This window comes from Microlunatus phosphovorus NM-1 (assembly GCF_000270245.1).
GTDB classification, from domain to species: domain Bacteria; phylum Actinomycetota; class Actinomycetes; order Propionibacteriales; family Propionibacteriaceae; genus Microlunatus; species Microlunatus phosphovorus.
Genome location: NC_015635.1, coordinates 4,847,876 through 4,860,210, shown reverse-complemented (window position 1 = coordinate 4,860,210; position 12,335 = coordinate 4,847,876). Strand labels below are relative to the sequence as shown.

The following is a 12,335-nucleotide window of genomic DNA, read 5'->3' as shown; positions in this document are numbered from 1 at the left end:
TCGTGGCGATACCCAACACCGCCGCGGTCCGGCTTAGGGTGGCAATATGCCTTTGTTCTCCCGCAAGAAGTCTGAGGATGCGCCGGCGCGTCCTGCCTGGGAGCCGTTGCCGCCCCCGCCGCCGGTCCGCGAGGACGGGCTGCGGTCCTTGGAGGACCATCGCGACTATCTGCTGTCTTGTGTGAACGAGCTGCCGGCGTTCGGGCAGCAGTTGCTCGACGCCGTCGACCTCGCCATCTGCGAGGAGGTCATCTCACCGGTCAGCCTGCCCGGCTTCGACAATTCCGCGATGGACGGGTACGCGGTCCGCGCCCAGGACGTCGCGTCCGCCTCGGTCGAGAATCCCGTACTGCTGCCCGTCGTCGGCGAGGTGCCGGCCGGTCGTCCGGCACCGCACCGGCTCTCGCCCGGTACCGCGATGAAGATCATGACCGGGGCGCCGATCCCGCGCGGAGCCGATGCGATCGTGGCCTATGAGGGCACCGACCGGGGGGCGACCGACGTCGAGGTCTACGAGTCCAGCGAGGTCGGCCGGCACATCCGGCGTACCGGCGAGGACGTGGCGGCCGGCCATCGGGTGTTCCGGCCGGGCGACCAGCTCCGGCCGCGGGCCATCGGTCTGCTGGCGGCGATCGGCAAGGACAAGGTGCTGGTCCGGCCCCGGCCGCGGGTGGTGGTGGTCGCGACCGGTTCCGAGCTGGTCCAGCCGGGGCAGCCCCTGCCCAGCGAGTTCCAGATCTTCGACTCCAACTCCTATCTGCTTGCGGCGGCCGCCCGGGCGGCGGGTGCCCAGGTGTTCCGCGTCGGCATGGTCAGCGATGATCCTCAGGAGGTCCGGGACCTGATCATCGATCAGCTGGTCCGGGCCGATCTCGTGCTCACGAGCGGGGGAGTGAGCCAGGGCGACTATGACGTGGTCAAGGCGGCGATGCCGGAGCTGGGTGCCACCGAGTTCGTCCAGGTCGCGATGCAGCCCGGCAAGCCGCAGGGCTTCGGGCTGATCGGGCACGACCGGATCCCGATGATCATGCTGCCGGGCAATCCGGTGAGTGCATTCGTCTCGTTCGAGGCGTTCGCGCGGCCGGTGATCCGGAAGCTGATGGGCGTCACTCCGTACGTGCGTCCGGCCGCCAAGGCCAGGGCGACCCATGCGATGAGCTCGACCACCTCGCGCCGGCGGCTGGCCCGCGGCATCGTCACCCACGACGATGACGGCAACCGGCTGGTATCGCTGGCCGGCGGGTATGGCTCGCATCTGATCGGCGACCTCGCCCGAGCCAATGCCCTGGTGGTGCTGCCGGAGGACACCGATCTGGTGGCGGCCGGTGACCAGGTCGAGGTGTGGCTGCTGGACGAGGGCCTGTGAGCGAGTCCCCGGCCGGGCTGACTCACCTCAACGAGGCCGGCGAGGCTCGGATGGTCGACGTGTCGGGAAAACAGGTGACCGCCCGGACTGCGACCGCGGCTGGTCGCGTACTGCTGTCGGCGACCTGTGTCGCCGCGCTGCGCGACCGAACCGTACCCAAGGGAGATGCCCTGGCCGTCGCTCGCATTGCCGGACTGCAGGGCGCGAAGCGTACGCCGGAGCTGATCCCGTTGTGCCACCCGCTGTCGCTCAGCGGGGCCGATGTCAGCATCGAGATTGTCGACGACGGGGTGGAGATCACCGCGACGGTGAAGACCGCCGACCGTACGGGGGTGGAGATGGAGGCGCTCACCGCCGTCTCGGTGGCCGCGCTGACCATGATCGACATGATCAAGGCGATCGACAAGCTCGCGGTGATCACCGACATCCGGGTGATCGCGAAGTCGGGAGGTCGCAGTGGTGACTGGACCCGGACGGATCTTGTGGGATGAACGACTCGGCTGATCCTGGGCATGAACTGGCTGGTTCGCCGCATGACCACGGTGCAGCTGCGCACGGCCAGGTCGGCACCGCCCTGGTGATCACGGTGTCCACCCGGGCCCATGCCGGGGTCTATGCCGACGAGTCCGGCCCACTGATCGTGACCGCGCTGACGGAGATCGGCTTCCTGGTCGACGGGCCTCAGATCGTGCCCGATGGCAAAGCGGTCGGTTGGGCGCTGCGGGACGGTGTTGATCATGGCTATGACGTGATCATCACCACCGGCGGTACCGGATTGGCTCCCTCGGATGCCACCCCGGAGCAGACCAAACCCTTGCTGGAGAAGGAGATTCCGCAGCTGCCGGCCGAGCTGGCGCGACATGGGGTGGAGAGCGGGGTGCCGACGGCTGTGCTCAGCCGAGGGGTGGCCGGACTTGCCGGCCGGACCTTGATCGTGAACCTGCCCGGGTCGCTGGGCGGGGCCGCGGACGGCATGACCTTGCTGGGTCCTTTGCTGCCCCATGCGGTCGCGCAGTTGCGCGGCGGCGATCACCGGCGACCGGGTCATTGACCATGGCCGGGCTGACGGGGCGGGAGTCGTACCAGGTCATCGGCCGGGGCGGCTACGGGCACCGATGGCCGGTGACATTGCAATACGGCCAGCTCGAGCTGGCTCCGATGAAGACCCGTCATCAGGGTGAGTGGGAGCGGGTCCGGGAGGTCAATGCCGGCTGGCTGCGCCCCTGGGAGGCGACGTTGCCCGCGGGTGCACGACCAGGTCCGGCTACCTATCCGGCACTGATTCGCACGCTCGGCCGGCAGGCCAAGGAGGGCCGGCTACTGCCGTGGCTGATCTTCCTGTTGCCGGATGATCCGCGTCGCCGGCCGCAGTTGGTCGGGCAACTCACCGTGAGCGGCATTGTGGGCGGGTCGGCCGCCTGGGGGCAGATCGGCTACTGGGTCGACCAGCGGGTGGCAGGGCGGGGGATCGTGCCGACCGCGGTCGCGCTGGCCACTGACTACTGCTTCGACGTGCTGCGGCTGCATCGGATCGAGATCGCGATCCGTCCGGAGAACACCAAGAGCCTGCGGGTGGTGGCCAAGCTCGGGTTCCGGCCGGAGGGCCTGCGGCCTCGCTATCTGCACATCGACGGCGACTGGCGCGACCACCTGGTGTTTGCGCTGAACGCCGAGGAGGTGCCTGGCGGTCTGTTGCAGCGCTGGCTCCACCTGCGGCCGCCAGTACCGGGTGAGGGCCGCTAGGCCTCCGCTAGGCCCGCCGAACTCAGGCGCGGAGGTTCTGCAGGGCCACCTGGCCGGCGGCGACCAGCCGATGTGAGTCGTCGTAGGTCTCGACGCGCCAAACCTGCCGGGCACGCCCGCGGTGCAGCGGTCGGGCAGTCGAGGTGAGTCGCTCGCCGGTGCCGGTGGCCCGATAGAAGTCGGTGCTGTTGGTGGTGCCGACCACCCGGCCTTCAGGGCCGAGCCAGATGGAGGCGGCGACACTGGCCAGGGTCTCGACGACAGCGCAGTGAGCGCCGCCGTGCAGCAGCCCGTACGGCTGCAGAAGGGCCTCGGTGACTTGCCAGGTCGCCTGCACCTCATCGGAACTAGCGGCGGTCACCGTGAGGCCGAGGGCATTGGCGTACGGACCAAGATCACTGAGGTCGAGCTGGGTGGGCGCGTCTTTCGGCATTGGCACGCTTTCACTGTACGGGTGTGTGTGGTGCGGTTGCGCGACCGCTCGATGACGCTGGATCGGGCGGAATCCGTGCTGTGGAGGCCTTTTCTAGTGTCGATTCGGCGACACACCGCAGCGCTTGGTGGGGCAGAGGACACCGGGCCCATACGGTCTGGTTTGTGGGGACGACGGGTGTGATCTTCGGAGCGATTGCGATCGCGTGGCTGGCCTATCTCGTGCCCCATTTCGTCCGGAAGCGTGACGACGAGGCGGTCGTTGACGCCGATGATCCAGCCGAGCGTTTTGCCCAGTCGATGCGGGTTGTCCAGCACGGCACGGCTCCGCTGCTGGACCAGGACCTGTCCGAGATCGGGACCTACGAGGTGTCCACTCCACTGACCCGGCGGGCCGCGGTCGCTGACCTGCGGCGACTGGATACGGTGGCGGCGCTGCGGCGGCGTCGGGTGCTGCTGGGGTTGCTGGCGGCGTTGAGCCTGGTGGTCGGTCTGGCCGGCGCTCAGGTGCTCCCGTGGTGGACGACGGCAATCCCTGGCGGCCTGCTGGCCCTGTTCTTTGCGGTGTCCCGTTTCAGCGTGATCGCGATGCGCCGCAGCCTTGATGCCCGGTACACCGACATCATGCGCGGCGGTGACGAGGTCACCGTCTTCATCAATCGGGCCAAGATCAAGAAGGACACCAAGGCTGCTGACAAGGCAGTCGAGGAAGCACCCGCCGAGAGCGAAGCGAAGCCTGTTGCTGGGGCGCTCTGGGACCCGGTGCCGATCACCGTTCCGACCTACGTGTCCAAGCCGTTGGCGCCGCGGACCGTCCGCACCATCGACCTGTCCGGGCCGGCCGCGACCTTTGCCGCCGCCGTACAGCACCCGGTCATCGCCGATGCCCGCCCAGCAGCAGCTCCGCCGACTGCGGGAGAGTTGGCCGAGGAGTCCGCCGCGGACGAACGGCGTGCAGCATCCGCCTAGGGTGGTAAAGTCTGCGTGCTGATCCGCCTGGGAGTCCTTGTTAGGAAGCCCGCTGGGATCAGCAGAGGGGCTATGGCGCAGTTGGTAGCGCGTCTCGTTCGCAACGAGAAGGTCAGGGGTTCGAATCCCCTTAGCTCCACCCAGTTGCTGTCAAAAGTGCATCCGACGCTTTGCTGAGGCCGCCCGAGAGGCGGCCTCAGTCGTCTCCGGACGCGCGAGCAAACCTGGGCTGACCAGAGCTTTTGCTGGCATCAGCCGTGTTTGAGTAGGTTCTCCTTTCTTCTATGCCCGGGGCGGTTCTACTACGGCGACTTGGGTTGCCGGGGTCTCATCCAGGCTGGGTGATGCTGGCGAAGGGCTCGTTGAGCTCGGCGCGGATCTGGCCGGGTTCTGGGCCGAGGAAGATCCCGGAGAAGATGGCCCCCCGGGCTTCCAGTTCGGCGGCCAGGCGGGTGACGCTCCACTTGCCGGTGGCGTAGGCGCGGAAGGCCCAGATGATGTACTCGGCTCGTTCCGGTCGATCGTGATGTGCGGACTTCACGGCCGTCGTCGAAGCGACGCTCGTTGAGATGGCCGAGCGGTGCCCGCCCCGGCGTTCCTCCCGGGATGGCCTTCTGCCGCAATCCCCTCATTACCTCAGTGGCGAGATTCTGGGAGTAGGTCTCCGCGATGGACGCCATGATCCCATGCAGCGGCCTCCCGCTCGGTGTCGTGCTGGTCCCCTCAGTTGTAGAGACCAGGTACGCGCCCGCTCCCAGGATCGTCTTCATGATCGCCGAATCGTCGGCCCGGTTGCGGGCGAGGCGGTCGATCTTGTGCACGATCACGAAGTCCACCGGGCGGTCCTGGATGTACTCCAGCATCCGCTGCAGTTCCGGCCGCTGTAGCGACCTGCCCGAGCGGCCGCCGTCGATTCGCCTCCCGCTGCGCCGGGATCGACAACCCCTCCGGCTCTGAACCCCACCGGGCTTGATCGAGGGTCGAGACGCGGACATAGGACACAGCCCGAAGGCGGAGACAACGGACTCTCTGTGGTTGTAGCAGTCATGCCTCCAACGCTTCGGGACGCGGACGCGCGCTACGTGCGAGGCAAGGTGTCACCGTGGTTGAACACGGGATCCAGGCAGGAGGCCACCAGCGCCATTTGCTCGTCGAGGTCTGCTTCGCAGACTGCCTCCAGTCGCTCCTTGCGACGCCAGGCGGCCCACTTGGCCTGACCGACCTGCCCATAGCCGACCACGTGCGGTGCGATGGGTCGGAGGGTGACGCCGCGGTAGCGGGCCACGGCTTGTGCGGAGCGAAGCAGCTCGTCGGTGTCGATGCCTTGCCGGGCGAGTTGGACGATGTCGACGTAGTCGCGCCACCTCGTGCTGGTGATTCCCCGCTCCAGGATGGTGACGCCCTTCTCGGCGATCGTGGTCTCGGGCGCGTAGCCGAGCAGCACGATCGGGTCGCCCAAGACGCGGTCGATGCGTACCTGGCGGGGAGCGGGCACGATCGGATCTCCGGTGGAGACATCCCACGCAGCGGTGCCTTTCCAGGGCCCGATCGAGACCCCGGCTCGAACCCGGAATCCGGGGTAGTCGGCGTGCTCGCGGATCTCCTGCATGCTGATCGAGTCGAGATCGAACACCACGCCATCATCGGTCTCGACGGCGGCGATGTCGTGAACCACTGCGATGAGGTGATCGGCTGTGACGTCCGCTCCGACGGCGTTCGCGTCTGCGTCCTTCGTCGGCCGGCGCACGCCGTAGGCGGCCAGCAGGATCCCGCCCTTGAGCACGAAGTCCTCGGCATGGGTGGTGCGAGTGAGACGATCCAGGAACGACTCCAGCGTGTGCCGGATCAGATACTCCTGCGTCGGCGCACCCGTCCCAGCCTTCGCGCCCGCGGCGCGTGCCGCGGACTGGAGGCGGCGGAACACCTCATCGCCCACGCTCACGCCAGCGCCTCCAATGCCTGAAGGGCCGGGGACTTCGCCCGAGGAAGCTGAGAGGCGATCTCCATCAGCCGAGCAGGCTTACCGCCGCGGCGCAGCCACTCCTTCAACGATTCCCGTGCTAACTCGTACCCGACCTCGCCACGCAGCCGGAACGCATCGGCGATCGACCGCTCGGGCGAGTGGATCCCGATGGTCTGATCCGTGCCCGGAATCGGGATCTCCTCTCGGCCGATGTCGAACGTGGCCCGATCGAACTGATGCCACGCGATCGCCCCCGTGCTCACCGGCGTGCGCGACCCGCGCGGAATCGCGACATCCAACGCGGTGGGGATCGCATCAGTCAGCTCATGGTGCGCGAGCGCCGACGCCAAGCAGATCGTCGCGTCCGAGCGACGAGTCGCCGCCTCGATCCAGTCCCAGTCCGCCGCCGGCGCATCCGCAGGCAGGTAGATCCCCCGCGCGATCCGCTCCAACCGCCCCTCACGTGCCGCACGGTACAGTCCGCTGCGCGAGAGACCCGCCTCCTCGGCCGTACCCGGCCTCAACGTCGACATCGCCGCCACCTCCCTCATGACACAAATCGTATACACGTAAGCATAGCTGATGACGGATCGTGTCGACCGTCACTCACTGGTCGATGACGGTGCGGCCAACAAAGATCTCGATCCTGCGCAGCTGCTCCACACCCGCTGGGAGCCGAACCTCCCCGAGGACGGGTACCTGCCACCGGAGCGGTTCCGCACCCAGGCCGCAGCCCGCGAGCTCGGCCGCATCCTCCACACCGCTCCAGGAGAACCTGTTCGACAAGACCGGCCTGGACAGGTTCGACCGGCACGCCGCATCCGTCGCCGCCGCACCTGATCGAAGACCTCCTTGAATCCATCGGAGGCGTCTTCCAAGTCTGGGACGAACACGACGACACTGATCCCACCGACGACGTGGCAGACCATGAGTGGGATGCGCGAGGCGACCCGTCGCACCACCTTCGCCTACCTCGTCGCGGACGCAGCCGCCGAGCACAAGAGCCGACTTGGGCTTCGTTGAGCGGCAGACGTTGTCTGCATGACCGAGCACGAGCCGCCAAGCGAGGCTGCGCCTTGTTCTCGTGTCTATCGGCACCGCCTAATGCGCGCGTGACGGGCTAAGACGAACAGGTACCTGCCAGGGAGGTGAGCTGTGTCATCCGCGGCCTGCACCTGCGTGATCGCGTCACCTACGCTTCTGCCGGCGGCGCCGCAGGTGAGGAAACGGGTCGATAGCGAACCCGAACCGTGGAGGTTGTGTCGCCGTCCGCCAACGGACTGAGGCGAATCGGAGCACCATCGGGTTTGCTGTACAGCCGTATGCCGTCCCCGACCAGGACGGGTGCGATGTGCAGATCGATCTCGTCGATCAAGCCGAGGTCGAGAAGCTGAGCGCCGATGTTCGGGGAGAACACCATGATGTCCTTGCCTCCCGCAGCGTCGAGCGCCAGCTGAACGACCTCGGCTGGGTCGCGATGTAGAAAGGTCACGTTCTCGACAGGTTCTGCGTCTTCGGGATGGTGGGTGAGGACGAAGATCGGCCCCTGCCACGCACCTCCCCACGGGCTGTGCCCGACCGGTGAGTCCCAGCCGTCCCGCCCAGCGATGATCGCGCCCGTGCGTTCGACATAGCCCTCGATGACGCCTGGCTCCGCCCGGTATCCGCCTGTCCGCATCCAGTCCATGCTGTGGTGTCGCCCGGCGACGAAACCGTCCAGCGACATCATGAAGCTCCACAGCACTCTTCCGCGCCGCCCATGGGGCCGTTCTGCGTCCTGCAACACCCGCTCACTCATTGGAATCCCTTCCTCTGGCGTCGAGGCGACCACCTGCTGCAGCGATGTGTCTCGTGAACAAGACCATTTACCAGTGGTGATCTGCAACTGGTTGTCAGGGTATGCGATCTAGTTGTACTGTGCAAGTGGTCTGGCAGGGGGTGGCATGGAGCATCGGTCTGGGTGTCCGATCAACCTGTCCCTCGAGGTGTTCGGTGACAAGTGGTCGCTGGTCGTGATCCGCGACATGATGTTCGGCAATCGCCGGCACTTCAACGTGCTGCTGGCCAACTCCGACGAGGGCATCGCATCGAACGTTCTGGCCAACCGACTGCAGCGTCTCGTCGAGTTGGGGATGATCACGCGCGAGCCCGACCCGAGCCACAAGCAGAAGGTGCTGTACAGCCTCGCCGAGCCGGCGATCCAACTCGTCCCGGTGCTCGCGCATCTCGGCGCGTGGGGTCGGCGTCATCTGCCGGTGAGTCGCGAGCTGTCCGTACGCGCGGAACTGCTCGAGCGCGGCGGGCCCGAGTTCTGGGATCGCTTCATGGATGAGCTGCGCGAGCAACATCGTGGCATCCCTCGGCCGGAAGGAACGGCGTCAGCCTTCGACGAACTGCGCGAGGCATACGAAGAGGCATACGAAGCCGAGCGAGTGGGGACCTGAGCAGACCGCCCCGGCAGAAGACATTCCGACGCGGTGCGTTGGGGTCAGGCGCCGCGGGCGCCCTTGCCGCCGTCGACGGTGAGGACAGTGCCGGTGGTGTACGACGCGGACGGAGATGCCAGCCAGGCGACCGCCTCAGCCACTTCTTCGGGTCTGCCCAGACGGGCGAGCGGGGTGTAGGAGCCGATCTGCTGCTTGATCTGCTCGGGTTGGGTGGTGATGCCGCCGGAGTCGATAGGCCCCGGCGCCACGGCGTTGACGCGGATGCCGCGGCCGGCGTAATCGAGCGCCGCGGTGCGGGTCAGGCCCACGATGCCGTGCTTGGCCGCGACGTAGACACCCATCCCGGGCGCTCCAGCCAGGCCGGCGGTGGAGACGACGTTCACGATGCTGCCGCTGTCGGGCAGGACGGCGAGCTCATGCTGCATCGCGATGAGGGTGCCGCCATTGGTGCCGATGATCAGCGCGGTGCGTCCGTTCAGGGCGTCGTTCATGCTCGTTCTCCTTGCGTGTGACGGGTCTTGGGAAGCAGGAAGCCGGCGGCGACGAGCCAGATCAGCGACCCGAATCGGCCGATCGGGATGAGGAACTGCAGCGGCTCGATCACCATCGTCAAGAAGCTGAGCTCGGCAAGGATCGCGACGACCAGGCCGACCCAGGCGAACCAGACTGGGACGAGCCGCAACAGCAGGGCAGGGACGGCGATGCCGGCGACGAGGAGTCCGAGGCCGAGGACGTGCGCGAATCCGCCGGCGGCAAAGCTCAGGTAGGCGAACGTGTGGGTCAGCTCGGGGTTCGCGCTGACGATCGGCTGGCTCTGGGTCCAGGTGATGATCGCGGAGACGGCGAGCAGGATCGCGGCGGTGGTGCCGCCGAAGAGGCCGATGTTCGGGCCGGGGACGCGGATGCCGAGGCGCTGCTGCCGCGCGTAGACGGTGGCGGCGTAGATCCCGAGCGGGATGGACGAGCCCAGCTGCAGCATCGAAGCGAAGCGGGCTGCAAAGCCGTGGTCGGCGAAGAAGCCGGCCACGGTCTCGGTGTCGCCGAACGGGGAGGTGATGGTGCCTCCACCGGAGAGCACCGCCATCGAGATCAGGCTCCCGACCAGCAGGCCGAGGGAGACAAGGCCCAGGATGCCGGGGTCGGGGCCGCCGGCCGCGCGGGCCGGTGCGTTGCTATGGGTGCTCATCGGGAGCTCCTTTCGTTCATAGAACCAATCGTACATACTATGAATAGTTCTGCATATGAGTTATGCTGGCAGATATGAGTTCTCGTAGACCTCGCCGTATCGCCTTCCTGCTCGCCCAGCTCGGCTCCGACGCGTCCGCCGCCTTCGAGCGGGCTCTTGCCCCGCTGGGCATCACGGCGTCGGAGGCAGGTCTGCTGCGGCTGATCGGGCGCAATCCGGGCATCGGTCAGAAGGCGGCAAGCGAGCAGCTCGGCGTAGGTCCCAGCCGTGTTGTCGCGGTCCTGGATCGCCTCGAGCGGCAAGGAAACGTCGAACGCCGCCGCAGCACGACCGACCGTCGCAACCACGAGGTCCATCTCACCGCTCAAGGTGAGCGGCTCTTGGCCGCATTGCGTCCCATTGCCGAATCGCACGAGGCTGCCTTCACCGAGGGCCTCGACGAGGGCGATATCGATCGGCTCGCCGACTATCTGGAAGCGATCGCGGCATCGCGCGGACTGAGCCGCGACGTCCATCGCGACACCCGTGGCCGGTCCAACGCTCCTGTCAGGTCGCCGCGGCGATCCGACGGGAACACACTCCGATGACCGCTGAGGCGCAGGTCTTCGCGGGCCTTCCGGTGCGCGATCTCTCCGCAGCGCTCGACTGGTACGCGGCGCTCTTCGGGCGACCGGCAGGCCTGGAACACAGCCCGTCGACCAGAAGACGCCTTCTGTGGGAATGTTCTCGGCTGGATCAAAGTGCTGGACCGGCGTCGGCGGCCTTCGCGTACTGGCGAGTCAGCATCCGGTATTGAGGGGTGAGCAGAGCCACGACGACGAGGAGGACGCAGGCGATGCCTGCGGCGAGCAGGATGAGGGCGATGCCGCGGTTGTGGCCGGCGCCGAGCAGGGGTGCCCAGAGGCGCATCCCCTCCTCGGTGCGTAGCGCGGGGATGATCCAGAGCTCGGCGAGTGGTGCGATCAGCAGCGCGGTGACTGGCGCTGCGGCGGCTTCAAACGTGTTGGCGAATCCGAACACCCGCCCCTGCTTCTCATAGGGCACCACACGCTGGATGACGGTCTGCTCGGCCGCCTCCACGGCCGGGATCAGTGCCATGAACAACCACACCCCGGCGATGTACACCCACCCGTGCTCGCGGATCGTGCTGAGTGCGCCGGCGGCACCGATCGCCGCGGCCAGCAGCAGCATGGTGCGGATAGGGTTCGCGCCGAGCCCTCTGGCCGCGACGATCGCGCCGCCGACGATGAACCCGGTGGACATCACGGCGAACCAGATGCCCCAGCCTTGCACGCCGAACATCTCGATGCCGTACGGATCCATCACCGCCATGGCGACGCCGCCGAACAGGTTGTTCAGCGTGCTGAACAGCACCAGGGCGAGCAGCCCGGGCACGGCCTGCACCGCTCGCCAGCCACCGCGCACATCCACCCAGGAGGTCGTCTGCTCCGCGGAGACGATCCGCTGCTCGGGGATGCGCAGCGACAGGAGATGGAGCAGCGTCGCCGTGAGCGCGCCGATGCCGATGATCAGCGTCCATCCCATGCCCAGGAATCCGACCGAGAGTCCGCTGAAGACGCTGGTGACGATCATCCCGACGCCCTGCACCGTGCCGACCAGCCCGTTCGCGTTGGCGCGGCGCTCGTCGGGAACGAGCAGGGTCACCGTGGTCGACAAGGCGATGGCGCGCAGTTGCTCGACCACGGCGCCGGCCAGCAGCACGACGGCGAAGATCCAGAACCAGGGGAGGCCGAGATCGACGATCCGAGCCTCGCCGATCGCGAAGAACAGTCCGGCGTCGAGGGTGAAGACGATCAGCGCGATCAGGGTTGCCCACGTCATGACCGCCTTCTTGCGGAACCGATCGACCAAGGTGCCGAAGAACATGCTGAACAGCGATACGAACAGCATGTAGGCGGCGGCGACCACGCCGGCGACGATCACATTGCGGGTCTCGGCGTACGCCCAGAACGTGAGCGCGAACCAGAGGAAGCTCGTCGTCACGTTCGCGGCGGCGGTGTTCACGAGCACCGCCAGGAAGGTGCGATACCCGCGAACCGCCACCTCGGTGCCGGTGGTTGCCGTCGTGTCCATGTCGCTGTGCGGCGAGGTCATGCGCTGCCGGGGCCGGGTGGGAGCGGTGCATCGAGCAGGCGGGGGCGGTGGTCGACCATGAGTTCCATCAGCGTGACTCCTTCTCCACTCGGCGAGTCAGGGGATGCCGACTCG

General features: G+C 67.4%; 16 protein-coding genes, 1 tRNA gene and 1 pseudogene. 9 read left to right on the top strand and 9 right to left on the bottom strand.

The genetic code is table 11. The annotated features are described in order from the left end of the window. The first annotated feature begins 46 nt into the window (after positions 1-46). From glp to MLP_RS22070, 4 genes are read left to right on the top strand one after another with little or no spacing between them, the layout of a single operon-like run. Positions 47-1,366 (top strand): molybdotransferase-like divisome protein Glp, encoded by a 1,320-nt coding sequence (glp, locus tag MLP_RS22085; protein ID WP_013865418.1) that lies wholly within the window; start codon positions 47-49, stop codon positions 1,364-1,366. Beyond that, positions 1,363-1,857: a cyclic pyranopterin monophosphate synthase MoaC gene (gene moaC / locus MLP_RS22080; RefSeq protein ID WP_013865417.1), complete on the top strand. Its 495-nt coding sequence runs from the start codon at positions 1,363-1,365 to the stop codon at positions 1,855-1,857. Before glp ends, moaC begins: the two co-directional genes overlap by 4 nt. Beyond that, positions 1,854-2,417: a MogA/MoaB family molybdenum cofactor biosynthesis protein gene (locus MLP_RS22075; protein WP_013865416.1), complete on the top strand. Its 564-nt coding sequence runs from the start codon at positions 1,854-1,856 to the stop codon at positions 2,415-2,417. Before moaC ends, MLP_RS22075 begins: the two co-directional genes overlap by 4 nt. Before the next feature lie 2 nt (positions 2,418-2,419). Continuing rightward, entirely contained in the window at positions 2,420-3,109 is a 690-nt protein-coding gene (locus MLP_RS22070) for a GNAT family N-acetyltransferase (protein ID WP_013865415.1), read from the top strand. A gap of 22 nt (positions 3,110-3,131) precedes the next feature. On the opposite strand, the gene MLP_RS22065 is transcribed toward MLP_RS22070, so the two are convergent. Continuing rightward, positions 3,132-3,542 (bottom strand): PaaI family thioesterase, encoded by a 411-nt coding sequence (locus MLP_RS22065; protein ID WP_013865414.1) that lies wholly within the window; start codon positions 3,540-3,542, stop codon positions 3,132-3,134. 164 nt (positions 3,543-3,706) lie between these two features. Between MLP_RS22065 and sepX the strand changes: the two genes are divergently transcribed. Together sepX and MLP_RS22055 are read left to right on the top strand one after the other, a co-directional pair. Beyond that, entirely contained in the window at positions 3,707-4,510 is an 804-nt protein-coding gene (gene sepX / locus MLP_RS22060; RefSeq protein ID WP_013865413.1) for a divisome protein SepX/GlpR, read from the top strand. Positions 4,511-4,576: 66 nt separating this feature from the next. Then, a tRNA-Ala gene (locus tag MLP_RS22055) sits at positions 4,577-4,649 on the top strand. Positions 4,650-4,838: 189 nt separating this feature from the next. Here MLP_RS22055 and MLP_RS29085 read toward each other — a convergent pair. The 4 genes and pseudogenes from MLP_RS29085 to MLP_RS22035 all read right to left on the bottom strand — a co-directional run bounded on the left by MLP_RS29085 (position 4,839) and on the right by MLP_RS22035 (position 7,024). Continuing rightward, positions 4,839-5,051 (bottom strand): hypothetical protein, encoded by a 213-nt coding sequence (locus tag MLP_RS29085; RefSeq protein WP_041790457.1) that lies wholly within the window; start codon positions 5,049-5,051, stop codon positions 4,839-4,841. Positions 5,052-5,127: 76 nt separating this feature from the next. Further along, positions 5,128-5,505, bottom strand: a pseudogene (locus tag MLP_RS29585) (recombinase family protein); the annotation flags it as partial. An 83-nt stretch (positions 5,506-5,588) separates the two neighbouring features. Then, entirely contained in the window at positions 5,589-6,452 is an 864-nt protein-coding gene (locus MLP_RS22040) for a nucleotidyl transferase AbiEii/AbiGii toxin family protein (protein ID WP_013865411.1), read from the bottom strand. Next, on the bottom strand, positions 6,449-7,024 hold the full coding sequence (locus tag MLP_RS22035) for a type IV toxin-antitoxin system AbiEi family antitoxin domain-containing protein (RefSeq protein WP_231851369.1): 576 nt from the start codon (positions 7,022-7,024) through the stop codon (positions 6,449-6,451). The genes MLP_RS22040 and MLP_RS22035 overlap by 4 nt, the downstream gene beginning before the upstream one ends. 31 nt (positions 7,025-7,055) lie before the next feature. Here MLP_RS22035 and MLP_RS22030 point away from each other — a divergent pair, with 31 nt between their 5' ends. Continuing rightward, complete coding sequence (locus MLP_RS22030) at positions 7,056-7,313, top strand: hypothetical protein (protein WP_013865409.1); 258 nt, start codon at positions 7,056-7,058, stop codon at positions 7,311-7,313. Positions 7,314-7,665: 352 nt separating this feature from the next. On the opposite strand, the gene MLP_RS22025 is transcribed toward MLP_RS22030, so the two are convergent. Beyond that, positions 7,666-8,358, bottom strand: coding sequence for a dihydrofolate reductase family protein (locus MLP_RS22025; RefSeq protein WP_231851368.1), 693 nt, complete (start codon positions 8,356-8,358; stop codon positions 7,666-7,668). Between the two features lie 58 nt (positions 8,359-8,416). Here MLP_RS22025 and MLP_RS22020 point away from each other — a divergent pair, with 58 nt between their 5' ends. After that, positions 8,417-8,917 (top strand): winged helix-turn-helix transcriptional regulator, encoded by a 501-nt coding sequence (locus MLP_RS22020; RefSeq protein ID WP_013865406.1) that lies wholly within the window; start codon positions 8,417-8,419, stop codon positions 8,915-8,917. A 44-nt stretch (positions 8,918-8,961) separates the two neighbouring features. On the opposite strand, the gene MLP_RS22015 is transcribed toward MLP_RS22020, so the two are convergent. Beyond that, positions 8,962-9,411 (bottom strand): SDR family NAD(P)-dependent oxidoreductase, encoded by a 450-nt coding sequence (locus MLP_RS22015; RefSeq protein ID WP_013865405.1) that lies wholly within the window; start codon positions 9,409-9,411, stop codon positions 8,962-8,964. Next, positions 9,408-10,106, bottom strand: coding sequence for a hypothetical protein (locus MLP_RS22010; protein ID WP_070100490.1), 699 nt, complete (start codon positions 10,104-10,106; stop codon positions 9,408-9,410). The genes MLP_RS22015 and MLP_RS22010 overlap by 4 nt, the downstream gene beginning before the upstream one ends. A gap of 74 nt (positions 10,107-10,180) precedes the next feature. Here MLP_RS22010 and MLP_RS22005 point away from each other — a divergent pair, with 74 nt between their 5' ends. Further along, positions 10,181-10,693 (top strand): MarR family winged helix-turn-helix transcriptional regulator, encoded by a 513-nt coding sequence (locus MLP_RS22005; protein ID WP_070100488.1) that lies wholly within the window; start codon positions 10,181-10,183, stop codon positions 10,691-10,693. Between the two features lie 148 nt (positions 10,694-10,841). Here the strand turns inward: MLP_RS22005 and MLP_RS22000 are convergent, their stop codons facing one another. Next, the gene (locus MLP_RS22000) at positions 10,842-12,221 is read right to left on the bottom strand and encodes an MFS transporter (protein WP_013865402.1); all 1,380 of its coding nucleotides are present in this window, start codon (positions 12,219-12,221) and stop codon (positions 10,842-10,844) included. Positions 12,222-12,335: the final 114 nt, after the last annotated feature.

What these genes read in the sequence shown, in the direction of transcription:
- glp (WP_013865418.1), top strand. Translation starts at nt 47, where the DNA reads ATGCCTTTGTTCTCCCGCAAGAAGTCTGAGGATGCGCCGGCGCGTCCT.
- MLP_RS22075 (WP_013865416.1), top strand. Translation starts at nt 1,854, where the DNA reads ATGAACGACTCGGCTGATCCTGGGCATGAACTGGCTGGTTCGCCGCAT.
- MLP_RS22070 (WP_013865415.1), top strand. Translation starts at nt 2,420, where the DNA reads ATGGCCGGGCTGACGGGGCGGGAGTCGTACCAGGTCATCGGCCGGGGC.
- MLP_RS22065 (WP_013865414.1), bottom strand. Translation starts at nt 3,542, where the DNA reads ATGCCGAAAGACGCGCCCACCCAGCTCGACCTCAGTGATCTTGGTCCG.
- MLP_RS22035 (WP_231851369.1), bottom strand. Translation starts at nt 7,024, where the DNA reads ATGAGGGAGGTGGCGGCGATGTCGACGTTGAGGCCGGGTACGGCCGAG.
- MLP_RS22030 (WP_013865409.1), top strand. Translation starts at nt 7,056, where the DNA reads ATGACGGATCGTGTCGACCGTCACTCACTGGTCGATGACGGTGCGGCC.
- MLP_RS22020 (WP_013865406.1), top strand. Translation starts at nt 8,417, where the DNA reads ATGGAGCATCGGTCTGGGTGTCCGATCAACCTGTCCCTCGAGGTGTTC.
- MLP_RS22015 (WP_013865405.1), bottom strand. Translation starts at nt 9,411, where the DNA reads ATGAACGACGCCCTGAACGGACGCACCGCGCTGATCATCGGCACCAAT.
- MLP_RS22010 (WP_070100490.1), bottom strand. Translation starts at nt 10,106, where the DNA reads ATGAGCACCCATAGCAACGCACCGGCCCGCGCGGCCGGCGGCCCCGAC.
- MLP_RS22005 (WP_070100488.1), top strand. Translation starts at nt 10,181, where the DNA reads ATGAGTTCTCGTAGACCTCGCCGTATCGCCTTCCTGCTCGCCCAGCTC.
- MLP_RS22000 (WP_013865402.1), bottom strand. Translation starts at nt 12,221, where the DNA reads ATGACCTCGCCGCACAGCGACATGGACACGACGGCAACCACCGGCACC.